This is a genomic window from Terrisporobacter vanillatitrophus (genome assembly GCF_051148895.1).
GTDB lineage: Bacteria > Bacillota > Clostridia > Peptostreptococcales > Peptostreptococcaceae > Terrisporobacter > Terrisporobacter vanillatitrophus.
Genome location: NZ_CP154625.1, coordinates 3389281 through 3413268, shown reverse-complemented (window position 1 = coordinate 3413268; position 23988 = coordinate 3389281). Strand labels below are relative to the sequence as shown.

The following is a 23988-nucleotide window of genomic DNA, read 5'->3' as shown; positions in this document are numbered from 1 at the left end:
AGAGAAGGAAAATTAATGAATGCAATTGAGTTTCTAAAGACATTATATTTTGGTGATAGATATTGTGTAGATTTTAATATAGATAGTAAAAATAAAGAAGTTAGAATTATAGTAAATTGTATTTCACGTATAAGAAGTGAATCAGGTGAATGGGATTATTATTGTGATGAAGATGTTGAAATGGGTACAGTAGTGATATATGGAGTCAATGAAATTATATTAGATAAAACAGGATTGAGGCCAAATGATGCAATTTATGATATTTATGCAATAAAAATAGAAAATGAACTTTATAAGTTTATAATTGAAGTAAGTTATGCTAATGAAGAGGCAGAGATTACAGATTTGACTTTTACAGTGATTGGTGAAGGAGTGTATTTATTAGACCCGTCTAATTCTAATATTAAAATTACAAGTTAGAAGTTTTTATATAGAAAATCAGGCATAAAACTCTAGATTTGTTGCCTGATTTTTTCATATAGCTCATAATATAAAATGCTATGTACTACAACCCTGAAGATGAAAGATTCTTAACAGAAGACACTCATCGTGGAAAATTCACAGATCCAAGTAGTATGCATCTATATGCATATTGTACAAACAACCCAATATCATATACAGATCCGAGTGGTCATTTCCCAATTTTGCTGGCAATTGATGCTGCATGGGGAGCATATGACGGATATCAGTATGCTAAGAAGAAAAACCTAAGAGGTTGGAGACGAGCAGGAGCAATAGTTGGAGGAGCAGTACTTGGAACTATAAATCCGTTTAAGAAACTAAAAGTAGGCAAAGTTGCAAAAAGAATTTATAAAGTAGCAAGAAAGCGTAAGAGTACAAGGGTTATAGCTAAGAGAGTTTATAAAGTTGCAAGAAAAGCTAAATCAGTTAAAAGAAAAGCAACTAAAAAAGTAGGTAAAAAGGCTACTAAAGTATATCGTAAAGTTAAGTGCAAAATAACTAAGAAGGGTTGCTTTACAGCAGGAACTTTAATATCAACAAAAGATGGCTATGTTCCAATAGAGGATATTGAAGAAGGCGACCTGGTATGGGCACAAAATCCAGAAACAGGAGAAATAGCCCTTAAAAAAGTAGTACAAACTTTTGTAAAAGAAACAGATACAATACTTTATATTAAAGTAGCTGGAGAAGTTATCGAAGCTACTGAACAGCATGTGTTCTATATTGATGGTGTAGGCTGGACACCAGCAAGTATGATTGAGGAAGGGGACGTAGTAGTTCTTCAGTCAGGCGATAAGTCTACAGTTGAGAAGATAGATAAAGTAGTTCACAATGAACTGATAACGGTATATAACTTTGAAGTTGAAGATTTCCATACGTATTTTGTATCGGATGCAAGTGTGTTGGTGCATAATACTGCACCATGTGCTAAAGCAGGAGAAGACTTATATGTAGGGTCATACAGTAAATCGTCAACAGCGAACAGAAAATCGGGTCTGAATGCAACACATACAGCCCATCATGCAATACAAAATGCAACATCGAAGGTCTCGAGAGGAAGAGGTGCATCGATAAATTTAAAAAAATCCATACATGAAAAGACGTATACATATAGAAATCCAAAACTAAGAGAAGGTACAAGAAGACAGCAATTAGCAGCAGATATAAGAGAATTAAGAGGCTTATTAAAAGAAGATGGGTATAATAGAAAGGTAATTAATCGACAATTAAAAGAACTAATCAGACTTAATAAAGAACTAGGAAATGTATAAATTAAAAAGGAGATAGATTATGAACTATAAGGAAATTTTAGATTTTTTAAAAGAAAACCAACCTTTTCCAAATGATAAAAACATAAAAGAATGTGAAATAAATATGTATGCAGATGCTGTAAAATATTTAGACGAAGTATATTCTGATGAAAAATGTATACCATTACTATTAAATTGTTTTGGAGATTGGTTTACATATGATATAAATAAACATGTAGAATTTATAATATGCAAATTTGATAAAGAAGTAGTATTGCCACATTTAAGAAAAGCATTAAGAAGTAATAATAAGTATGTGAGGTATTGGGCATGTCAATATGCTATGTCATTTCCAGATAAAAGCCTAATAGATGGTTTAAAAAAAATCATAAATAATAAAAAAGAAAATGATAATGATACAAGATTATCAGCAGTTACAGCATTAACATTTATAAATAATTCAGATGTTAAATTTTATTTAGAAAAAATAGATTTAAAGTGCGAAGATAATGAATTCATTGAACAATTTATGGAAATTTTAGATGAAGAAGGTTTTTCTCATATTTAATATAAACGTAGATTTCTTTCTAGTATAACATTCAGTGGTAAAAAATATGTAGACGATCATAATATCTTAAAACCTATGGACTTGATAAAAATTTAATATTTTTATCAAGTCCATTCTACTTATAACGAACTAATTAATATAATAATAGGATATCATGAGTTAGATGCTGAGCATATATCAGGAGATTTGCCAACAGATGCTGAAATAGATAGTCAAAAAATTACTTATGAGTATGATATAGATGACAATATAACAAATGTAACAGATCCTTCGTCTACATCTAGTGATGTAAAAGGACTAAAATTAACTTATAATAGTGATAAGTGGTTACAAAAGATAGAGGCAAAAGTTGGAGTAGGGCACAAGCTTCTTAGAGAATACAACTACTTAAACGATGGAAAAGTTGCAAGTATAAAAGATTACAGAGACTTTGCAAATGGAAGTAAAAGTACCTATACACTTAGAAGTTTTGACTACGATAGTTTCGGAAGAGCCGTAGGCATCACTTACACTGATAGTGGAAAAGAAGAAGTACTAGAAAAATATGAGTACACTTACAATAAAAATAACCATATAATGAGTGAATATTTATATAATAACTACACTAGTACAACTCAGCGTGACGAAGATTCACCTAGCACAATAGTAGATGAACTACGTGAATATGAATACGACAAACTTGGAAGACTTACAGAAACAAATATAAGTGATAATGTGTCAAATTCAATAAGCAACACTGTTTATACTTATGATAAAGTAGGTAACAGAGTAAAAGAAGCCAAAGATGGAAAAACAACTACATACACATATAACTCTTTAAATCAGTTAGTTTCAAGCGTTGAAGTTGGATCAGAAGATTCGAAAGATGGAAGTGAAGAATCATCTGAAGATGAGGGAGAGTCCCACACCACACTATCAAATAAATCTTATACTTATGATTTAAATGGAAATCAGCTAAGAGAATCAGACAGTGTGACAAATGAAGTAAAATGCTACACTTACGATGCAGCAAACCGCATGGACAATGCCATGTTTACAAAGGCTGGTATAGTAACATTAAATCAAGTAAACACTTACAACGGAAATGGACAAAGAGTTGAAAAATCAGAAAATGGTCAATCGACTAAGTACTATTACCAAGACGATTCAGTACTTTACACAACTGGAAAAGCTGATAATTCAACAGAATTAGAAGAACCAGAAAACGTTGAAAAACTTACTGGAGTGACTAGCCTTAACCTAATGGGAGCTAGTGGAAATGCCATCGCCACAGTTAGAGATATTTCAAGCAACGAAGGTGAAAAATACTACTTCTACAACAAGGACATGCGTGAAAGCACAACAAACCTAGTAAATCTAGAAGGTAAAAGTGAAGTATCTTATGAATACACTGATTTTGGTGAAACTGAAATAAACGGTGATGAAAACTTCTACAACGAAATCTGCTATACAGGTGGAATTTACGATAATAAAACAGGACTGTATTATTTGAATGCTAGATACTACAACCCTGAAGATGGAAGGTTCTTAACAGAAGACACTTATCGTGGAGAATTCACAGATCCAAGCAGTTTACATCTATATGCTTACTGCGCAAACAACCCAATAGCATATACAGACCCAAGTGGTCACTTCCCAATTTGGGGCGTAATTAATGCTGCATGGGGAGCCTATGACGGATATCAGTATGCTAAAAAGAAGAACCTAAGTGGTTGGAAAAAAGCAGGAGCCATAGTTGGTGGAGCAGTACTTGGAACTATAAATCCATTTAAGAAACTAAAAGTAGGTAAAGTTATAAAAAGAGTTGCTAAAGTAGCTAAAAAACGCAAGAGTACAAAGGCTATAGCTAAGAGAGTTTCTAAAGTTGTAAGAAAAGTAAGTAAATCTAAAAGTTCATCAAGAAGAATAGTAAAAAAGAAAAAGATGTCTAGACCTCCTAGCAAGAAAAAGTGTAAGCTAGGACCTGGTAGATGCTTTACAGCAGGGACTTTAATATCAACTGAAGACGGATTAGTTCCAATAGAGGATATTCAAGAAGGCGACCTGGTATGGGGACAAGACCCAGAAACAGGAGAATTAGCTCTTAAAAAAGTAGTACAAACTTTTGAAAGTATAACAGATACAATACTATATATTAAAGTAGCAGAGCAGACTATAAAAACTACTGAACATCATGTATTTTATATAGAAAATGTAGGCTGGATACCAGCAAGTATGATTGAGGAAGGGGACGTAGTAGTTCTTCAGTCAGGTGATAAGTCTACAGTTGAGAAGATAGATAAAGTAGTTCATAATGAAGCGATAACGGTATATAACTTTGAGGTTGAAGATTTCCATACATATTTTGTGTCTGATGCAAGTGTATTGGTACATAATAAATGTCCTAAAAAGAAACCCTATAGTAAAAGTAGACCAAGATATGCAAAAGGACAGGTTGAAAAAGTATGGGAAAATGCTAAAGATCCTAAAACAGGTAAGGTTTACGATCCAACTGGAGTAGAAATAGAATGGAATAAATTTAAAAGAAGAAGTGGACAGTGGGATATGGGTCATATACCTGGACAAAAATATTCAAATATGCATAAAAAATACATGAATGGAGAAATATCTAAGAAAGAATTTTTAAAATGGTATAGAGACTCTAAAAATTATAGGCCAGAATTACCAAGTACAAATAGAAGTCATAAGTATGAATAAAAGGAGTAAATATGAACATAAATAAAGCAGATTATTTCACAATAGCTCAATTTGGAAATTTATCTACGCTTCTGAGAAAGATAGATTTAGAAAAAAAAACGTTGGATCAAGTTAAAAATTTATGTGATAAGAATGGAATGAGTTTATTGCAACACTCATTAGCGAATAGGAAATTTGATATCTCAGAATATTTACTTGAAAATGAAGTCGAGGTAAATCATATATCTAATGAAGTATGTAATGAGTTACACTATCTAGCTGCAAATATAAATTCAGATGGTGCCATTAAAATAGCTAATAAACTGATTGATATGAAAGTAGATATAACATTAAAGAATAAAAAATATAAAAATTCTCCTTTGTGGGATTTATGCCAAGAGGTGTTAAAAAAAAATTCAGAAGAAGGAAATCAATTAATTATAAAATGTTTAAGAAAAAAAACAGACATTACATTATGTAATGTAGCTGGATTGTCAGTTAAACAATTAATTGAAGAAAGAGGTACTGATGAAATGAAGGAAGAAATGAGGGATTAAAATGAAAAAGAGCGCCGGGTTAGGTGGAAGTATAGTATCAAAAAATATATTACAAGGAAAAGGAAATTTAAAGTGGTGTATTAGAGAAAAATCCGTAAATAAGCTTGATAATGGATGGAGGTTTTTATCTGATATAGACACAGATGAATTCTTAGAAGATTATTCAAATATGTTAGTTTGTGACTGGGGAACAATAGTAGAAATAGAACCAGCAATATTGGGTATATTTGATATGCCTGTAGGAACGGAAATTGCTTTAATGCACGAAAATGGGAATAAGTATTTTATATTTACAGATACTGGAGAAATTGTCTTATAATAAAATGTTAATTAGTTACTTTAAAAAGGTATAAAAATTATGTAGAAAAGTGTAATACTAAATTCAAATATACTCAAAATTCTTGGACTTGATAAAAAACTTGATGTTTTTTATCAAGTCCATTCTACTAAGTATGAATACACTTATAACAAAAATAACTAAGAGAATCAGATAGTATAACAAATGAAGTAAAATGCTACACTTACGATGCAGCAAACCGCATGGATAAGGCCATGTTTACAAAGGCTGGTATAGTAACATTAAATCAAGCAAATCCTTACAATGGAAATGGACAAAGAGTTGAAAAATCGGGAAATGGTCAATCAACTAAGTACTATTACCAAGACGATTCAGTACTTTACACAACTGGAAAAGCTGATACTTCAACAGAATTAGAAGAACCAGAGAATGTTGAAAAACTTACTGGAGTGACTAGTCTTAACCTAATGGGAGCTAGTGGAAATGTCATTGCCACAGTTAGGGATATTTCAAGTACGGAAGGTGAAAAATACTTCTTCTACAACAAGGACATGCGTGAAAGTACGACAAATCTAGTAAACGTAGAAGGTAAAAGTGAAGTAGCTTATGAATACACTGATTTTGGTGAAACTGAAATAAATGGTGATGAAAACTTCTACAATGAAATCTGCTACACAGGTGGAATTTACGATAATAAAACAGGACTGTATTATTTGAATGCTAGATACTACAACCCTGAAGATGGAAGATTCTTAACAGAAGACATTTATCGTGGAGAATTCACAGACCCGAGCAGTTTACACCTATATGCTACAACTCAATAGCGTATACAGATCCAAGTGGCCACTTCCAAATTTGGGGCGTAATTAATGCAGCATGGGGAGCTTATGACGGATATCAGTATGCTAAAAAGAAGAACCTAAGTGGTTGGAAAAAAGCAGGAGCCATAGTTGGTGATGATAAAAAAGCGTTGAATAACTCAAGAAGATATATGGCGAGAAATACTATAATAAAGTCAAATGAAGTTGAGAAGTATTGGGTCAGAACATAGCATTGTAGATATAAAAAAGGTATCCTATATTTTAACTGAATATAAGTATTTTTTATACAAAAATATTTTTAGAGGATATATTATATATGTTGCTTAAGTTATGAAAGGGGGTGCTTGTAGATATGAATTTTAGTTCAAATAAAAATAAATATAATTCCATAAGAAATGTAGTCTATGGAAAAAATGGAGCAGTAGCAACATCAACACCAATTGCAGCTCAAGCAGGCTTAGAAATTTTGAAAAAAGGTGGCAATGCAGTAGATGCAGCCATAGCTACGGCTGCTTGTCTTACAGTTGTGGAACCTACAGGATGTGGAATTGGTGGAGACGCTTATGCACTAGTGTGGATCCAGAAGGAGAAGAAGCTTTATGGATTAAACTCCAGTGGATTTGCACCAGAAAAAATGAAGTTGGAAGAATATGAAGGAATGGACTCTATGCCTAAGTATGGATTTGGGGCGGTAACAGTTCCTGGAATACCTGCTGCATGGGGAGAACTTAGTAAAAAGTACGGAAAGTTAAGTTTGTTAGAATGTTTGGAAAGTGCCATAAACTATGCTAGAAATGGATATGCAGTGGGACAAACTGTATCAAATTTGTGGCAGAAAGTTTATGATGAATACGAAGAAAACTTGAAAGGTGAAGAGTATAAGTATTGGTTTGAAACTTTTGGGAAAATAGGAAGAGCACCTAAGGCTGGAGAGATTTTTAAGTGCGAAGAAATGGCGTTAACTTTAGAGGAAATAGGAAAAACAAATAGTGAAAGTTTTTATAGAGGAAGTTTGGCAGATAAAATAGATGAGTTTTCTAGACAGTACAATGGATTTATTAGAAAAAGTGATTTGGAGAAATTTTATCCTCAGTGGGTGGAACCAATTAGTACAGAGTACAAAGGATATAAGGTATTTGAAATACCGCCAAATGGTCATGGAATAACAGTGCTTATGGCCTTGAATATATTGAAAGGTTTTGAATTAGATAAAAATAAAGAGCATGTGGAAAATTATCATAAAATTATAGAAAGCTTAAAACTGGCCTTTGCAGATAGCAAAACTTATGTAACAGATATAAAAGATATGGAAGTAAAGGTGGAAGAATTATTAAATGAAGAATATGCAAAGGAAAGAAGAAAATTAATTGGGAAGAAAGCTGTTGAACCTATATGTGGAGATCCTTACTCACCAGGAACAGTATACTTGTGTAGTGGTGATAAAGATGGAAATATGGTTTCTTATATACAAAGTAATTACACAGAATTTGGATCTGGTCTAGTAGTTCCTCACACAGGCATAGCTCTTCATAATAGAGGAAATAACTTTAGTTTAAACAAAAATCATATAAATGTAATAAAACCATTTAAAAAACCATATCACACAATCATCCCAGGTTTTTTATGCAAAAATAATGAAGCAGTGGGGGCCTTTGGAGTAATGGGTGCATTTATGCAACCTCAGGGACAACTGCAGGTGCTTACTAATTTGATTGATTTTAATATGAATCCTCAAGAAGCTTTAGATGCACCTCGTTGGCAATGGATTAAAAACAAAGAGATTGAAGTTGAAAGTGATATGAATAAAGAAATTGTGCAAGGCCTTATAGAAAAAGGTCACCATATTAAAGTTATGGAAGATTTTACGAATATGGGCAAGGGACAAATTATATTAAAAGAATCCAACACCAAAACTGTGCAGTTTGACCATCTACAATCAAGTAGTAGCAATAAACAAAATGAATCAAACAAATCTGGGCATATGGTTTATGTTTGTGGTACAGAAAAAAGGTGTGATGGTCATGTAGCTGTGTGGTAAAGTTATAAAAATTTATATTATGAACGTGTCTCAAGTTGAGCTAGTACAATTATTTATGATGTAGAAATGAAAATGACAAAAAATTGTAATGATAAGTGTAAAAAAACATAAAGGTTGTATACAGCATAGGATTAAAAAATATACTATTTAACTAATTAATTTACAGAAGATATGGTGTAGTATTTTAAATAAGAAGAAGTATTAAGTATTGTAGAAAAGTATGGCTTTTAAGTAATTTAAGAAGAAAGTAGGGAATAACAGATGGAAGAAACTAAGCAAAGAGTTATTCAAGAATACGTTCCAGGAAAACAAGTAACACTTGCACATATAATTGCTAATCCAAATGAAGAGATTTATAAAAAATTAGGACTGGTTGTAGCTAAAAAAGGTGCAATAGGCATACTTACAATAACTCCTAGTGAAGCTTCAATTATTGCAGCAGATGTGGCGTCAAAATCTTCAGATATATCTTTAGGATTTGTGGATAGATTTAGCGGTTCTGTAGTTATATCAGGAGATGTTAGTTCTGTTGAATCAGCGCTAACAGAAGTTTTAAATGTTTTAGGACATATGCTAAACTTTTCATCTACTAAAATAACAAGGACTTAATTATGAAGAAAATTATTTTTGTAGGTAAAACAGGAAGTGGAAAGACCACATTATGCCAAAAGCTAGATCAAATGGAGATTGAATATAAAAAAACTCAATCAGTTGAGCTATATGACAATTCCATAGATACGCCAGGAGAGTTTATGGAAAATAGGGGATTTTACAATGCCATAATAACAACAGCAGTAGATGCAAAAATTATAGCCATAGTGTATGATGCCACCCAAGAAGAAAATTATATAGCACCAGGATTTGCATCTATATTTTGTAAAGATGTAATAGGTATAGTTACTAAAATAAATAAAGCTACAAAGGAGCAAATAATTCGTGCTTGTGAAATGCTGGAAATTGCAGGTACTAATAAGATATTTAAAATAGATACTGTAGATAATATGGGTCTGGAACCATTATTTGAATATTTGAAGAAGTTTTAAAAAGTGAAAGAGCTATCCTATGTATTAGGTAGCTCTTTTTTAATTCCTAGGAGCTTTATATTTGTCATAAAATTTAAAAATGTTATACTTAGATAAACAAGAAGTTGAGATGAAAATTGGGGGACATTATGAAAAAAATTTCCGTAATATCAATGAGTGAAGATACTGGATTTATTATAAAGCAACAGTTAGAAATAATATTTAAAAAAGAATTTTATATAGAATGTTTAAACTTAAGTAATTACAAAGAAAAATACTTAGAATGTGATTTATTGATTTTCTCCAGCGAGGAAGTTATGGACAATTGTGAACATATAACCAGTGAAAATATAAATTACATAGTATCAAAAAGAGTAATAAAGCATGAGTATATTGAGGAGATATTAAACATTCCTAGAGGTACAGATGTACTTTTAGTAAATGATGCACAAAGTAGTTGTGAAGACGTGATTAGACAGCTTAAAAGTCAGGGACTTAATCATATAAATTATTATCAATATTACCCAGGAATTAAATCTTATAAAAGCTTAGATATTGCCATTACGCCTGGTGAGGCTCATTTAGTGCCTGGTGAAATTTCCAATATTATAGATATAAAATCAAGACATCTTGATGTATCTACTTTAATTGAAATATTAATAAAACTAAATTGCATGGACAAATACGGAAGTATAGTATCTTCTTATTTTTACAGAGATATGGTAAATGTATCTACAAAATATATAAAAAAATCTCAAGAATCAACTAGATTTAAAGATTTATTAACCAATTTATTGGATAACCAAAAGAACGGAATTATTTATACTAATATAGAAAACAAGGTAATACTTTTAAATGAAGAGGCACTGAGACTGTTGAACATTAACAAAGAAGAAGTCCTATCAAAGGATATTTATGAAATTTTACCAATTTTAAAAGAAGAAATTATTAATATAGATAACAAAAAAATTCTCGTTTCAAAAGAAAGGGTACAAGATAACAACATATACATAGGGAATATGATTATTGTTAATGAAGTGAAGCATATTCATAAAATTGACGAAGAAGTAAGAAGAAGAGAAAAAATAAGAGAAAATAAAGCAAAGTATACTTTTGAAGATATGGTGGGTAACTGTAGCTCCATAGTGAAAAATATTAAGTTAGCTAAAAAAGTAGCAAAAACAAATGCCACTGTACTTATTCAAGGAGAAACAGGTACAGGAAAAGAAGTTCTAGCGCAAGCTATACACAATGAGTCGGAAAGAAAGGACTATCCCTTTATAGCTATAAATTTTGCGGCTATATCTGAAAACCTAATAGAAAGTGAACTTTTCGGATATGAAGAAGGTGCTTTTACAGGTGCTAAAAAAGGAGGAAAAGAAGGTTTATTCAAAAAAGCTCACAAAGGAACCATATTTTTAGATGAAATAGGAGATGCATCTTTATATTTGCAATCAAGATTGCTTAGAGTTTTGCAAGAAAGAGAAATCACTCCTGTTGGTAGTACGGAGACTATTCCTGTTGATATTAGAGTAATAGCAGCAACTAATAAAGAATTATTACAAGAAGTGAAATTGAAGAATTTTAGAGAAGATTTATATTATAGATTAAATGTTATGCCCATGTATTCCATACCATTGAGAGAAAGAAAGACAGATATAAAACTATTGTTACAATATTATTTATTTAAAATAGGTAAGAGTGAAAATTTAGAAGATTTCTTTACAGAAGATGCAATTAATATGTTGCTAAGTCATAATTGGCCGGGAAATATAAGAGAACTTGTCAATGTGGTGGAATATGTTTCTACTATAAAGGAAAGTGGAATAAAAATTGATGCCACATATTTGCCAAAATATATTATTGAAAGTTGTGATTTAAGTAATTTATTTATGAAAAAAGAAGAAGATTTCGAAAGATTAAATGAAAAAGAAATTTGGGTATTGGGAAAAATTCATAAATATGAAGGTATTGGTAGAAGAACTTTATCTTTATTATCTAAAGAAGAAAATATCCATTTAGGTGAAGGAAAAATTAGAACTATAATGAGAAAACTAAAGGATGAAGAATATATAGAAATAAATAAAGGGTTAAAAGGGACGAAAATATTAGAAAAGGGCTTAAAAATAATAAAAAATGGGAATGTAATTATAAATTAATGGGATGTAAAAGGGATAAATGTTTACGATATTACCCCTTTTCTTTTTTATAAGAAAAAAACTCCATGTTTAATATTAAAGTTGTAAACCTAATATAACTTTAAATAAAAATTCAGAAAATTCAATACACCTTATATTCTAAAGTATGAAAATATTTTTGTGGAAATGAGAAACTTGGCATGCTAATTGCTTCATATTATAATGAGAAATTTAATTGAATTTTAAAATTTATGGGGAGGGTGAAATAATTATGAAAGAAGTACAAAGAAAAAAACCAACATTGTCTCAAGCCTTAACGCCAATAATCTTTATGGTGGTGGCTTTAGCATTAGGTTATGGAGTTTTTAAAATAAAAGCAGAACCTATAATAATATGCTCTGCTTTTATTGCAGGAATAATAGCCCTTAGATTGGGATACAAATGGGATGACATGCAAAAGGCAATAGTAGACAAAATAGCCAGTGCACTTCCAGCAACATTAATTTTATGGAGTGTAGGTCTATTAATAGGAGCATTAATGTTCTCTGGATCCGTACCAATGATAATATACTACGGTGTTCAAATGATAAATCCTAAGTTTATATTAGTTACAGCATTTTTATCATCATCAATACTATCAATAGTAACAGGTACATCTTGGGGTGCAGCAGGTACTATAGGTGTGGCAATGATGGGAATTGCAGGAGGTCTTGGAGTATCTTTACCAGCGACAGCAGGAGCTGTAGTTTCAGGTGCATTCTTTGGAGATAAATTATCACCACTTTCAGACACAACTAACTTAGCACCAATGGCAGCAGGAAGTGAGTTATACGAACATATAAAACACATGCTTTATACAACTGTACCAGCAGCTATATTAGCAATGGTTGTATATTTAGTTGTTGGATTTAGCGTATCAGGAGATTTAGTAAGACCTGAATCAGTGCAATTAATGATGGATCAATTAGACACAATGTTTAACTTTAATATAGTGTTACTTTTACCATTTGTATTAGTAATTTTAGGTTCAGTTAAAAAATGGCCAACAATACCTACAATGTTAGGAACAAGTTTATTAACTGTAGTTTTAGGAGCAGCAGTGCAAGGATTTAACATAGTAGATGGATTTACAGCATTAATATCAGGATTTGATATAACAATGACTGGATTTACTGGAACTGCTACAGAGGAAGTAATTAAACTTATAAACAGAGGTGGAGTTGCATCAGTAACAAGTACTACAGTTCTTATATTCTGTGCTATGGGATTTGCAGGAATAGTAAGTGTTTCTGGAATGTTAGATGTGGTTCTAGATTTATTAATGTCAAAAGTAAAATCAACAGCAGGAATAATAATATCTACAATAGTATCATGTTTTACAGTTGCCTTTGTAACAGGTAGTTCATATCTATCAATACTTGTACCAGGGGAATTATTCAAAGATGTTTATCCAAAGAAAAATCTACATCCTAAAAACTTATCTAGAACACTAGAAGATTCAGGAACAGTTTTAGTTCCACTAATACCATGGTCAGCAGCAGGAGCATATATGACTGCAACATTGGGAGTAGATACACTACAATATTTACCATGGGCAATACTTAACTACTCAGGAATGATATTTGCAATTATATATGCTATTACAGGATTTGGTATAGCTAAATTAGATAAAAATAAAACAAAAAAAGATGAGAAGGCTATTTAAATAAGGAGTATAAGACTTATGATATTAATAAAAAATGTGGAATTATACTCACCAGAGTATAAGGGTAAAAAAGACGTTTTTGTAAGTGGTGGAAAAATCTCTTTAATAGAAGACAATATAAATTTTGAAAATGAAAAAATAAAAATAATAGATGGTAGTGGAAAAAAACTTACACCAGGTTTTATAGATCAACATGTTCATATAACTGGTGGAGGAGGAGAAGGCAGTTTCAAAACTAGAGCACCAGAAATAACTTTAAGCAAATTAACTACTGCAGGAATAACAACAGTAGTTGGACTTTTGGGAACTGATGGAACTACTAGAAGTGCGGAAAACTTAGTATCAAAAGCAAAAGCTTTAAAAGAAGAAGGAATCACTGTTTTCGCTCATACAGGTTCTTATGAATATCCTTCTGTAACAATTACAGGCTCAGTAAAAAGAGATATATGTTTTATAGATGAGGTAATAGGAGTAAAATTAGCTCTGTCAGATCACCGAGCGCCAAATGTAAGTAACTTAGAGCTACAAAGAGTGGCATCTGATGCAAGGGTGGCAGGAATGCTAAGTGGAAAAGCAGGAATAGTAGTACTTCATATGGGAGATGGAAAAAAAGGACTTCAACCAGTGAGAGAAATTTTAGAAGAAACTGAAATTCCAATGAAAACCATAAGACCTACTCATGTAAACAGAAGAGAAAAATTATTAGAAGAAGCTTTTGATTATGCAAAAGCAGGAGGAAAAATTGATTTAACTTGTGGAATAAAAGATCACTTCACCCCAGGAAAATGTATAAAAATGGCATTGGAAAAAAATATACCATGTGAAAACATAACAATAAGTTCTGATGGATATGGAAGTTGGTCAAAGTATGATGAATCAGGTAATTTGATAAAAATGGGAGTTTCTAGTGTTTCCAGCTTGCATGGAGAGTTTAAATCTATGGTTAATGAGTTAGACTTCAATGTGGAAGATGCCCTTACTTATGTGACGTCTAATGTGGCAAAGGGTCTGGAGGTTTATCCTAGAAAAGGATGTGTTGAAGAAGGCTCCGATGCAGACTTATTATTGTTAGATGAAAACTTGGACATAGACACTGTTGTTGCCAATGGAAAGCTTATGATAGAGAATAAGGAAATATTAGTTTATGGCTCATATGAGCAGATGTAACTTAGGGAAAAGAGAATCATTTGATTCTCTTTTTTAGTGTTAAAAAATAAATACTTACTTATTAAATATAATTATATGATAGAATATATAATCAATAATGTGTAAGTGTTAATTTAAGGGGGAAGTTATATGGAAAAAGGTATGTTTTTAAAAAAGTATTTAGAAAGAATAGGTATTGAAGGGGAATTAGGTCCAGATTTAGAAACATTAAAAAAAATCCAAAAGCAACACCTGATTAATATTCCTTTTGAAAATATAGACATATTTGTAAATAGAACATTAAAGCTTAATATAGATAGTTTATTTGCTAAAATAGTTGAAGAAAAAAGAGGCGGTATTTGTTATGAACTAAATGGGCTACTTCTAAAATTACTAAAAGAAATAGGCTATGATGCAAAATACATTTCAGGACGAATAAGAGCAGAAGGAACGGATCTAGATCATGTATTATTGTTGGTAACTATTGATAATGAAAAATATATTGTGGATGTAGGATTTAAAGATAATTATCTATATCCAATAAAAATGGTTCCAAATTTAATTCAAGAAAACTATAGAAATAACTATAAAATTAATCCCCTTGGCAATGATAAATATCAGTTAATTAAAATTGTAGATAATGAAGAAACTATTCTTTATACATTTACAACGGAAGAAAAACACTTATCAGATTTTGATATGAGATGTAAGTATTTTGAAAATACTCCAAATACTTATTTTACAAATAATCCATTTAGTGCAATTGAAAGAGAAGATGGGAAAATATTCATTACAAATAAAAAACTGACAATAACTAAAGGTGATAAAATTGAGATTAAAGACATTAAGAGTAAAGAAGAATTTTATTTTTATTTAGAGGAATTATTTAAGATAAAGTTATCAAAGTAATAGAGGGTAATTCTGAATATTAATAATAAGAGTTAATATATCGCATGAGCAGTAACATTCTTTACACTAGAAATAGCTACATATTATATAAAAATGTTACAATATAAAATATTGTTTTTCTAGATTAATAGGTATGATACAAGGGTATTACAAGTTTGTAATGCCTTTTTTTACTTGGTATAAAATTATTCAGTTTCTACATTTATTGACAAAAAAACATTTAATATAAAAAAATTATATGCTATTCTTATTATATATAGTTAATTTAGATACAAGGGGGATTTTGTAGAATATGGAAAATGATATTAAGTTCTCAGAAATAGTTATGAAACATGAAAAAAATGACGAAGATTCAACTAAATTGAAATTATATATACCTATCAAATATAAATTTATTATAAGTTTAATTATAAGTATATTATGGGTGATTTTCTCTTACTATGTATCTAGACAATGGATTTCGGATTTATCTGAGGTAACTTCCTCAGTTTTTTTAGCAACATTTATTATAGCAGGAATAGCCTATGTTCCAGGATTTATGAATGCATTTTTAGTATCAAGTTTGCTTTTAGATAAGCAACCTAAATTTAAGGTGACTTATCCAACAGATGAGGTAACTATTTTGGTAGCTGCCTACAATGAAGAAGCTGGAATTTATAACACATTGAAATATATAAAAGAGCAAGAATATAAGGGTAGAATTCATACCATAGTAATAAACAATAATTCCAATGATAACACATGCGCTGAAGTAGAAAGAGCAAAGAAAGAGATGGACATGGATATTTTACTGTTGCATGAAAGTACTCCAGGAAAGTTTAATGCATTGAATCATGGATTGAATTATGTGAAAACTAAGTATGTAATTACACTTGATGCAGACACCCTTATTCTTAATAAAGCAGTAAACTACTTGATTTCTAGAGCTAACTCAGCACCAGAGGATGTTTGTGCCGTTGCAGGTTCCATGTTAGTAAGAAATAGTAGAGAAAATTTACTAGCTAAAATACAAGAATGGGATTATTTTTTAAGTATTGCATCTATTAAGAGAATGCAAGGATTGTACCAAGGAACACTAGTTGCCCAAGGTGCATTTTCATTATACAAAACATCTGTAGTAAAAAATGTAGGTGGTTGGTCTGATGCAATTGGAGAAGATATTGTGTTAACTTGGAAAATATTAAAGCAAGGTTATAGAGTTTATTTTGAGCCTCATGCAGTGGCATTTACAGATGTGCCTACAAAATTATCTCACTTTGCCAAGCAACGTTCTCGTTGGGCAAGGGGTATGATAGAAGGGTTAAGAGAAGTAAAACCATGGGAACAACCTTTCATATATTATAAATTTTTGACAGGTATAGATTTGTTTATACCATATATGGATTTTAGCTATACATTCTTCTGGATACCAGGGGTAATATTAGCAGTATTTTTCCAAAAATATTATATAGTAGGTCCTATGATGTTATTAGTATTTCCTTTAACATTGGCAAGTTTTTATATTTTATATTATTATCAAGCCAATGTGGTATTTAAAAACTTAAATCTCAAGGTGAGAAAAAATATTCTAGGATTTTTTATATTTATACTTTTATATCAAATAGTAATGTCACCTGTATCTTTGTATGGTTATGTGCAGGAGCTAATAGGGGCAAAAAGAGTTTGGAAGTAGAATAGAGTTGAGAATATTTTTAAGGTCATCACATTTTTGTGATGGCCTTTTTTGAAACGCAATATAATTTTTTGAAACATCATGTAACGCTATATAAAAATATGAAACAAAAATGTAACGCTAGAGAAAGAGAAAGAGAAAGAGATAGATAAAGAATTAGATACAGAGATAGATATAGAGAAAGATTTTAGCTGAAAAAATTCTTTAGGTAAGTATTTGATTAATTTAAAAAAATTATGAAAAATTACTAGACTTTTTGGACAAGTTGATTATAATTAACTTAAAAATAAAATTTGAATTTTGGATAATTATTCCAATATGCCCTTAATACATGGAAAAGGCTGAATAGTTGTTTTTCCAACTAGAGGAGCACCGAATATGTTGCCCTAACAAAAACAAACCCAAAGGATGTGATGAATTGTATTGTGTTGTTCAAGAGCGTGAGAGAAAAACTTCCAGCAAAGGGAAGAGCAAGGGATTAGTAGTGAATGCTTGTAAAATCAATAACCAGGAATTTTACTCCTACTCTCGTTCTGAGGAAAAATTTCAACGACCTGTGAAAACAGCATACAAAGTCACATTGCACAGCAGCTACAGGGAAAACAACAAGGTGAAAAAGAAGCAATATAGTATTTGCACCATTGGGTATTACGATTTCGTAGATTATGGGTACTACGATTTTGTGGTGGATAAAATAAATGATTTATACCAAGAACTAAACATGACAGGTGAGGAAATTTATAGCTTGATATGTTGCAAATTAAACCCTCTGCAAGAAAAAATAAACCTGGAATACAAGGATACTGAGGAGTATAAGTCTTCTATGGAGCAGGAGGAAATTTTGCAAAGGTATAGAAAAGCTAAGACAGAGTTTGAAAATAAATACGGAGTAGGTAATTTTGATTATTGCTACGATGTATTTCTAAATTTGAGGAATGCAGAAAACCTAAAGAAAATAAAGCAGATCTATGAAGAGCAAGATTACTTCACAGGTAGTTACCAAAGAAAAAATCATAGTAACTACAAATACAATTCTAACAAAAGTAGCTACCAAGAAAAACTAAAATGGACCCTTTGTCAAGGACACTAGAAAAAACGACTGGTTAAGCCGTCATTAAAAGTTGACTTCTATACTTATTAGGAGTCAGCTTTTTTAAATTCCATTGACATCTATAATTATTGTAATAATCCATATAATTATCTACCATAAATTGTAATTCTTCTAATGTATTGCAACTTTTATAGTCTATTTCATCTTTCATATGACCAAAGAATGATTCTTGAGGAGCATTATCCCAACAATTGCCTTTTCTAGACATAGATTGTCCTAAATTGTATTTTTTAAGAAGTTTTTGAAAAATAGGACTTGTATAATGGGCGCCTTGATCAGAATGAACAAAAGCATCTTTATGTAATTTGAATGATTTTAAGTTAATTAAATTATCTATAGTTTTAGTTACGATATCTATAGCTAAACTATTTGATAAATTATAGGCTAATATTTTATTAGTTGAAGAATCCTTTATTGTTGATAAATATGCCATTTTACAACTGCCGTAAGGCATATATGTTATATCTGTTAATAAAACTTTCCCCGGAATTTTTTGTTTAAACTTTCTATTTAGCATGTTCGGAACAACTCGATGTTCCTGAGTAGCCTTCATCATACGTTTTTTTGTATTAGCTTTACGTATCGGGCAAATAATATTATACTTCCTCATTATTCTTTGAATTTTCTTTCTGTTCATTTTTATTCCAAATTCATTTTCTAATGTCATCTTTATAGACCTAGAGCCTCTTTTATATCCACGGTGATTAAATGCTTTTAATATAATATCTCTTGATTTTATATCTCTATCTTCTTTTATATCCCTATAATCTTTTGTTTTAAGGAACCTATAATAACCAGAAGTAGATACATTAGCTATCTTACACAAATGCCTTACCATTCCAGTTAAATTAAAATTATAAATCAAACCTTTTATCAGTCCAAATATTTTAGATGCTTGTAATTTACCTTTTTTCACCTGCCTTTCGCTCCATTCTAACTTTTTTATGAATTCAAGCTCCGCTTTTAGATATTCTATCTCAGCATCTTTTTTAGCTAAATTTTCTTCCATTGTTAACTCTCGATTAATAGGTCTTCCAGAATTTAATGATCTTTTATCTTCTAATCCAGTCACACCTCCACTTTTAAACATTTTTCTCCATCTATAGCTAGCCTGTTTAACACGAGCAATACCAAGTATTTCTATATCAAAACCAGCACCTTCAAATATTTGCCTTATATTTTTTCCTCTCTCATACTCACCTATAAATAATAGTTTAAACTCATCAGTATATGTAATTGCATTTTCACTTACGCTTTTAACATACTTATTTTCAGATAATTTATTAATCTCTTCTTTAGAAAATAGTTTTTTGTTCATAATTAGTCAACTCCTTAATGAATATTTTACACAAAAATAAACCCTATACAAGTAAACACTTTTTCTAGTATCCACTTTATAGGGTCCATTTTAAACAGGGTAGTAACTACAAATACAGTTCAAAGAAAAATTCCCATTATGATGAAGACGATAAGAAAATATTGAAAAAAATGTATAAGACTTTGGCTAGAAATTTTCATCCTGACAAAAACGATAATAGTGATGAAAGTGTTAGAGCTATGCAGATAATCAATGATTTGAAGGAGCTATGGCAATTATAGATAATGGAAGGTTATGAAATTGTACTTAGAAGACCAAGGGATTTTGGACGAGGCAGTAGCACCAAGAAGTACCATAAGATGTGCATTTAAAGATAAATTAATAAGTAATTGAGATATATGGATAGAAATGATGTTAGATAGAAACAGAACATCTCACATGTATGATGAAACTACAGCTCTTAATATTGTGAAACTAGTAAAAGAAAAATACGTATTTGAGTTCAAAAAATTAAAAGATTTTCTTGAAAATTAGAACTTTGTAGGGACATATTGATAGATTTTGATGTATATAATATGATTTAGTTTTTTAAAAATAGTATTTTAAAGGCCGTTACATTTTTGTGATGGTCTTTTTCATGGGAATAAACAATTAATATATAAAGAAGTATATTTACAAAATATGTCGACATCAAATGACAAAGAACCTATGAAACTTATGATATATTATGAATTGAAATTTAATAATAAAAAGACTATATCTGCTGTATTGTTTGCAATAGTTGTAATTGTAGTTTTTGCAATAAATCAAAACAATTCAATTATTACAAGACAAAAGATAAGTGAGTATAAAAATTTGGATAAAAAAATTCAAGAGATAAATGACGAAAGTTCTAACTTTTCTTCTGGCTCATATTCAAGTGGTGGAAGAAGTAGTCAAGGAGGCTCTAGCTCTAGTGGTATGACTGTGTATATAGCTAGTGGAAATAGTTGCTATCATAAGAGTTCTAGTTATAAGTTTTTGAAAGGTGCAAGTGCTAAGGAAGTTAGTATTAATGATGTTGGTGATAAGTATGCTTGTAACTGTATGAAGTACTAGGGGGTGCACAAATTTGTGTAGACCTTGGATAGAAACCTACTTAGTTGTTTAGGTGGCTTTTTTGTGTTAATTTACAGAAAGGAAGAGTATAAGAAGTGAAAAAAATAGGTAAAAATATCTTAAGAGGAGATAGTTATGAGTCAAAAATGGCAGTTTTCAGCTATTCCATGTATAGAAGAATCTACATTTAATAAGATATTAGAAAGATTCTACAACTTTGGAATATCTGGATTAGTAAGAGAAAATATACAAAACTTACTAGCTGTTAAAATATCTAACTTAGATGAACAAGTTATAATTATAATAAAATAAAAAATTACGCAAAGAATGAAGAAATTTAAGTAATATTTGATAACTAGATACATATTGATTACAAAAACTTTTATACAAGTATAGTATAATTATAAATAAATTAAGATAATTCAGTTGTAAATAGATATCTTTAAATAGGTGGTGGATTTAGGTGATTATGGAATTTATAAAAAATATAAGTGAAAATGAGGAAGTAAAATTTTTTTATAAAGACAAAACTATAAAATTAGGGCAATATGAAGAGGAAAAAATAAAGGTCTTTGAAGATGTTACAAATAATAAAGATAAATTAAATACAATGATTTATGTTGGAGATTATACAATGAATATAATATTATTAATAAGTCTTGCAATTAAATCATTTCTAAAAAATGTAACTAATAAGGATAACCATGTAATTAAACAGTTAAATATAGGCGACAAAGTGTTTGTTAATGGAAAAGTTGGAGAATATAAAGGCATTTCAGATATGGAAACTTATGGAAAAGGAATGCAGATTGAATTTAACGATAGATCGAAATCAACAATATTAGAAGATTTTTCATATAGAGTTCTTATTTATAACGGAGATGCACAGCTAAGTAAAATGACAACTAGAATGAGCACAAAAGAATTCATAACTAAAGATATAATTTCAACGTTATTATACGAAGAGAATAGTAAAGATAAAATAAAAGAATTTGTAGGAACAATAATTCAATCTAACATTATAGTTATACCTAATAAAGAATTTTTAGAAAATATATTAAAGGAAATTACGATAGAATTTAATGATAAAAGATATTCTTTTACAGAAATTTTTCCTTGTTCTTATATTACAAGTGGACAAAATATTATAACATTGCAAGGGAATTACGCTAAACAGGAACCTTTATTGTATTTTACAACTAGTATATCAATAGCATATGAATTTGTTAGAGTCAACAAAAATATAGAGAAAGTATTTATACTAGATGGAAAACAAATAGAAAAAGAATATAGTGATATGGAGAATATTGTATCTAGAAAGAGTGTAAAACAAGTAAATATTATATGTGACAATACAAATATATTGTATTTAAGTAATTTAATACAGCAAAAAGATATTAAAAACAATAATAACAATATTTACTTTTGGTCGGAAAATGTGTTGTTAAATTTACCATTACAAGATTACTTTAATGATAATAATGAATTTTTAATAAATCAAAAGGAAAGAGTAAATAATTATTTAGAAAAAATGTATGAGATAGAAGAAATTAGTAATGAGAATATATCAAATCTAATAACTGAAACTAAAATATGCTTATCTAAAATATTAAAATCAGATTTAGAAGAAGTATACAAAAACATATTCTTAATAAATGGATTTGGATTAATAAATACACTAGAAACTACACCATTTCCTATTGAACTATTAGAACAAAATGCTGAAAAATTAGGAATTAGATTAACATTGCCAAATGTATGTTTAGAAAATTTAAAAAATATAACAAATGAAATTTTTGCTGATCATAATATTGAAAGATATATAGATATGGTTATAGACAATATAGATATTATCATTAAAAACATGTATAAAAAGAACTATAAATGGGATAGATTGTTAGGAATAATGAATAAGTATAGATATAGCAAATATTATAAAAAAAATAATAATAATATAGGAAATGCTGTAGTTATAGTAAAGAAACAATATGAAGCTATTATATTAGAGAGATATTTTAAAGATTGTGGTATTAATGTAGATGTAGTATCTATTGATAAATATAATATAAATAATTCATATAGTGAAGTATATATACTGGGATACTATAATTTTTATAAAAAAGATATAATTAATGATAATAATTTAATCAATGTAAAATTTTTAGTATATAAAAGTGAACTAAAAAAAATAAAGAAAATAATACATAAAATTAATTATTTAAAAAAGATATTAGAAGAAAATAATAAGATTTATAACTTATTGGATATGGAATGCTTTGAAAATATTAATAATGATGTATTAAATGAAGTAAGTGTAGATGAAGATAATATCGTAGAAAATGATTTGAGAGATATAAAAGAGCTTGAAGAGTATATAGAGTACAATAGATTTAATATAGATTTTCATAAAATATCTTATAGTAATCAAAGTGATGTGAGATCTATGGTTAATATAGAAAAGATAGTAGTGTCAGATGATAATGAGTATGCATTATTAACTAAACAATATAATGCAAATGCTATAGATTTAGAAGAGAAAAAAATAAGAAAGAAAAAAGTAAAAGATATAAAAGAAGGCGATATGTTACTATTTCTAAATGAGTATTTGGATGAAGAAAGTCATATAGTAATTAATATAATTGAAGAATTAATTAGAAATGGATACCTTGAAACCATACTACAATCAGATGACAGTAAATCTATAAAAGAAAAGTATGAATTAACAAAATACTGGAAATCTAAGTTAGATTCATATAGAGAAGACAATCAACTAACATATATAGAATTATCAAATAAATTTAAAAACTTTGATGAAAAAGTACATCATGTTACTATAGCAAATTGGATTAATAATAGAAGGATAATAGGTCCAAGAGATAAAAGCATGTATATTGCAATAAGCAAGTTGATTAATGATGATTATATGAAAAATAATATAGATGAAATATATAAGGCATCAAAAGATATAAGAAGGCTACATACAAAAATAAAAAATAACATGGATAAAATAATAGTAAGTAATTATTTTGACAATAAAATTAAGGTAAAAGATCCAATTACAAAAGTTATAGCTGATACAATAGGAGATACAAATCAATATATATCAACTATTCAAGTAGGTAAAGTTATAGAATCTAATAAAGAAGTGCCAGCATATATATCAAACAAATTATTAGATATAGAGAATATTTATTAAATA

At 29.5% G+C, this 23988-nt stretch carries 22 protein-coding genes; 21 read left to right on the top strand and 1 reads right to left on the bottom strand.

Annotated elements, in window-relative coordinates; genetic code table 11:
- The first annotated feature begins 15 nt into the window (after window positions 1-15).
- The 16 genes from TVTCOM_RS16775 (at window position 16) to TVTCOM_RS16700 (ending at window position 18352) form a co-directional block, all read left to right on the top strand.
- The gene (locus tag TVTCOM_RS16775) at window positions 16-420 is read left to right on the top strand and encodes a DUF6258 family protein (protein WP_434797402.1); all 405 of its coding nucleotides are present in this window, start codon (window positions 16-18) and stop codon (window positions 418-420) included.
- Window positions 421-500: 80 nt separating this feature from the next.
- Window positions 501-1733: a polymorphic toxin-type HINT domain-containing protein gene (locus TVTCOM_RS16770; RefSeq protein ID WP_434797401.1), complete on the top strand. Its 1233-nt coding sequence runs from the start codon at window positions 501-503 to the stop codon at window positions 1731-1733.
- A 19-nt stretch (window positions 1734-1752) separates the two neighbouring features.
- Window positions 1753-2280 carry a HEAT repeat domain-containing protein gene (locus TVTCOM_RS16765; protein WP_343337955.1) on the top strand — a complete coding sequence of 176 codons (528 nt, stop codon included), beginning with the start codon at window positions 1753-1755 and terminating at the stop codon, window positions 2278-2280.
- Window positions 2281-2466: 186 nt separating this feature from the next.
- On the top strand, window positions 2467-4977 hold the full coding sequence (locus TVTCOM_RS16760) for a polymorphic toxin-type HINT domain-containing protein (RefSeq protein ID WP_434797400.1): 2511 nt from the start codon (window positions 2467-2469) through the stop codon (window positions 4975-4977).
- An 11-nt stretch (window positions 4978-4988) separates the two neighbouring features.
- Window positions 4989-5513 carry a hypothetical protein gene (locus TVTCOM_RS16755; RefSeq protein WP_343337951.1) on the top strand — a complete coding sequence of 175 codons (525 nt, stop codon included), beginning with the start codon at window positions 4989-4991 and terminating at the stop codon, window positions 5511-5513.
- Between the two features lies 1 nt (window position 5514).
- Window positions 5515-5832, top strand: coding sequence for an immunity protein Imm33 domain-containing protein (locus TVTCOM_RS16750; protein ID WP_343337950.1), 318 nt, complete (start codon window positions 5515-5517; stop codon window positions 5830-5832).
- Between the two features lie 221 nt (window positions 5833-6053).
- Window positions 6054-6635 carry an RHS repeat-associated core domain-containing protein gene (locus TVTCOM_RS16745; protein WP_434797399.1) on the top strand — a complete coding sequence of 194 codons (582 nt, stop codon included), beginning with the start codon at window positions 6054-6056 and terminating at the stop codon, window positions 6633-6635.
- 349 nt (window positions 6636-6984) lie between these two features.
- Window positions 6985-8670, top strand: coding sequence for a gamma-glutamyltransferase (ggt, locus tag TVTCOM_RS16740; RefSeq protein ID WP_434797398.1), 1686 nt, complete (start codon window positions 6985-6987; stop codon window positions 8668-8670).
- Between the two features lie 261 nt (window positions 8671-8931).
- Window positions 8932-9279, top strand: coding sequence for an ethanolamine utilization microcompartment protein EutS (gene eutS / locus TVTCOM_RS16735; protein ID WP_434797397.1), 348 nt, complete (start codon window positions 8932-8934; stop codon window positions 9277-9279).
- A gap of 2 nt (window positions 9280-9281) precedes the next feature.
- Window positions 9282-9713 (top strand): EutP/PduV family microcompartment system protein, encoded by a 432-nt coding sequence (locus TVTCOM_RS16730; protein WP_434797396.1) that lies wholly within the window; start codon window positions 9282-9284, stop codon window positions 9711-9713.
- A gap of 128 nt (window positions 9714-9841) precedes the next feature.
- Window positions 9842-11851: a sigma-54 interaction domain-containing protein gene (locus TVTCOM_RS16725; protein WP_434797395.1), complete on the top strand. Its 2010-nt coding sequence runs from the start codon at window positions 9842-9844 to the stop codon at window positions 11849-11851.
- A 250-nt stretch (window positions 11852-12101) separates the two neighbouring features.
- Window positions 12102-13535, top strand: a complete 1434-nt coding sequence (gene nhaC / locus TVTCOM_RS16720; protein ID WP_434797394.1) for a Na+/H+ antiporter NhaC — start codon at window positions 12102-12104, stop codon at window positions 13533-13535.
- A gap of 18 nt (window positions 13536-13553) precedes the next feature.
- A complete protein-coding gene (iadA, locus tag TVTCOM_RS16715) occupies window positions 13554-14702 on the top strand; it encodes a beta-aspartyl-peptidase (RefSeq protein WP_434797393.1) in 1149 nt (382 codons plus the stop codon).
- Window positions 14703-14831: 129 nt separating this feature from the next.
- The gene (locus tag TVTCOM_RS16710; protein ID WP_434797392.1) at window positions 14832-15590 is read left to right on the top strand and encodes an arylamine N-acetyltransferase family protein; all 759 of its coding nucleotides are present in this window, start codon (window positions 14832-14834) and stop codon (window positions 15588-15590) included.
- A 292-nt stretch (window positions 15591-15882) separates the two neighbouring features.
- The gene (locus TVTCOM_RS16705) at window positions 15883-17262 is read left to right on the top strand and encodes a glycosyltransferase family 2 protein (protein WP_434797391.1); all 1380 of its coding nucleotides are present in this window, start codon (window positions 15883-15885) and stop codon (window positions 17260-17262) included.
- Window positions 17263-17872: 610 nt separating this feature from the next.
- The gene (locus TVTCOM_RS16700) at window positions 17873-18352 is read left to right on the top strand and encodes a hypothetical protein (RefSeq protein WP_434797390.1); all 480 of its coding nucleotides are present in this window, start codon (window positions 17873-17875) and stop codon (window positions 18350-18352) included.
- Between the two features lie 13 nt (window positions 18353-18365).
- Here the strand turns inward: TVTCOM_RS16700 and TVTCOM_RS16695 are convergent, their stop codons facing one another.
- On the bottom strand, window positions 18366-19691 hold the full coding sequence (locus TVTCOM_RS16695; protein ID WP_434797389.1) for an IS3 family transposase: 1326 nt from the start codon (window positions 19689-19691) through the stop codon (window positions 18366-18368).
- 170 nt (window positions 19692-19861) lie between these two features.
- On the opposite strand from TVTCOM_RS16695, the gene TVTCOM_RS16690 reads away from it, so the two are divergent.
- The 5 genes from TVTCOM_RS16690 to TVTCOM_RS16670 all read left to right on the top strand — a co-directional run bounded on the left by TVTCOM_RS16690 (window position 19862) and on the right by TVTCOM_RS16670 (window position 23985).
- Window positions 19862-19972 carry a hypothetical protein gene (locus tag TVTCOM_RS16690; RefSeq protein ID WP_434797388.1) on the top strand — a complete coding sequence of 37 codons (111 nt, stop codon included), beginning with the start codon at window positions 19862-19864 and terminating at the stop codon, window positions 19970-19972.
- A 130-nt stretch (window positions 19973-20102) separates the two neighbouring features.
- The gene (locus TVTCOM_RS16685; RefSeq protein WP_434797387.1) at window positions 20103-20225 is read left to right on the top strand and encodes a nucleotidyltransferase substrate binding protein; all 123 of its coding nucleotides are present in this window, start codon (window positions 20103-20105) and stop codon (window positions 20223-20225) included.
- A 147-nt stretch (window positions 20226-20372) separates the two neighbouring features.
- A complete protein-coding gene (locus tag TVTCOM_RS16680) occupies window positions 20373-20789 on the top strand; it encodes a hypothetical protein (RefSeq protein WP_434797386.1) in 417 nt (138 codons plus the stop codon).
- A gap of 135 nt (window positions 20790-20924) precedes the next feature.
- Window positions 20925-21101, top strand: coding sequence for a hypothetical protein (locus TVTCOM_RS16675; RefSeq protein WP_434797385.1), 177 nt, complete (start codon window positions 20925-20927; stop codon window positions 21099-21101).
- Between the two features lie 157 nt (window positions 21102-21258).
- The gene (locus TVTCOM_RS16670; protein WP_434797384.1) at window positions 21259-23985 is read left to right on the top strand and encodes a DrmE family protein; all 2727 of its coding nucleotides are present in this window, start codon (window positions 21259-21261) and stop codon (window positions 23983-23985) included.
- Window positions 23986-23988 lie beyond the last annotated feature (3 nt).

What these genes read in the sequence shown, in the direction of transcription:
- TVTCOM_RS16690 (WP_434797388.1), top strand. Translation starts at nt 19,862, where the DNA reads ATGTATAAGACTTTGGCTAGAAATTTTCATCCTGACAAAAACGATAAT.
- TVTCOM_RS16695 (WP_434797389.1), bottom strand. Translation starts at nt 19,691, where the DNA reads ATGAACAAAAAACTATTTTCTAAAGAAGAGATTAATAAATTATCTGAA.
- TVTCOM_RS16710 (WP_434797392.1), top strand. Translation starts at nt 14,832, where the DNA reads ATGGAAAAAGGTATGTTTTTAAAAAAGTATTTAGAAAGAATAGGTATT.
- TVTCOM_RS16745 (WP_434797399.1), top strand. Translation starts at nt 6,054, where the DNA reads ATGGATAAGGCCATGTTTACAAAGGCTGGTATAGTAACATTAAATCAA.
- nhaC (WP_434797394.1), top strand. Translation starts at nt 12,102, where the DNA reads ATGAAAGAAGTACAAAGAAAAAAACCAACATTGTCTCAAGCCTTAACG.
- TVTCOM_RS16750 (WP_343337950.1), top strand. Translation starts at nt 5,515, where the DNA reads ATGAAAAAGAGCGCCGGGTTAGGTGGAAGTATAGTATCAAAAAATATA.
- TVTCOM_RS16765 (WP_343337955.1), top strand. Translation starts at nt 1,753, where the DNA reads ATGAACTATAAGGAAATTTTAGATTTTTTAAAAGAAAACCAACCTTTT.
- TVTCOM_RS16730 (WP_434797396.1), top strand. Translation starts at nt 9,282, where the DNA reads ATGAAGAAAATTATTTTTGTAGGTAAAACAGGAAGTGGAAAGACCACA.
- TVTCOM_RS16685 (WP_434797387.1), top strand. Translation starts at nt 20,103, where the DNA reads ATGTTAGATAGAAACAGAACATCTCACATGTATGATGAAACTACAGCT.
- iadA (WP_434797393.1), top strand. Translation starts at nt 13,554, where the DNA reads ATGATATTAATAAAAAATGTGGAATTATACTCACCAGAGTATAAGGGT.
- eutS (WP_434797397.1), top strand. Translation starts at nt 8,932, where the DNA reads ATGGAAGAAACTAAGCAAAGAGTTATTCAAGAATACGTTCCAGGAAAA.
- ggt (WP_434797398.1), top strand. Translation starts at nt 6,985, where the DNA reads ATGAATTTTAGTTCAAATAAAAATAAATATAATTCCATAAGAAATGTA.
- TVTCOM_RS16775 (WP_434797402.1), top strand. Translation starts at nt 16, where the DNA reads ATGAATGCAATTGAGTTTCTAAAGACATTATATTTTGGTGATAGATAT.
- TVTCOM_RS16755 (WP_343337951.1), top strand. Translation starts at nt 4,989, where the DNA reads ATGAACATAAATAAAGCAGATTATTTCACAATAGCTCAATTTGGAAAT.
- TVTCOM_RS16680 (WP_434797386.1), top strand. Translation starts at nt 20,373, where the DNA reads ATGTCGACATCAAATGACAAAGAACCTATGAAACTTATGATATATTAT.
- TVTCOM_RS16770 (WP_434797401.1), top strand. Translation starts at nt 501, where the DNA reads ATGTACTACAACCCTGAAGATGAAAGATTCTTAACAGAAGACACTCAT.
- TVTCOM_RS16705 (WP_434797391.1), top strand. Translation starts at nt 15,883, where the DNA reads ATGGAAAATGATATTAAGTTCTCAGAAATAGTTATGAAACATGAAAAA.
- TVTCOM_RS16670 (WP_434797384.1), top strand. Translation starts at nt 21,259, where the DNA reads ATGGAATTTATAAAAAATATAAGTGAAAATGAGGAAGTAAAATTTTTT.
- TVTCOM_RS16675 (WP_434797385.1), top strand. Translation starts at nt 20,925, where the DNA reads ATGAGTCAAAAATGGCAGTTTTCAGCTATTCCATGTATAGAAGAATCT.
- TVTCOM_RS16725 (WP_434797395.1), top strand. Translation starts at nt 9,842, where the DNA reads ATGAAAAAAATTTCCGTAATATCAATGAGTGAAGATACTGGATTTATT.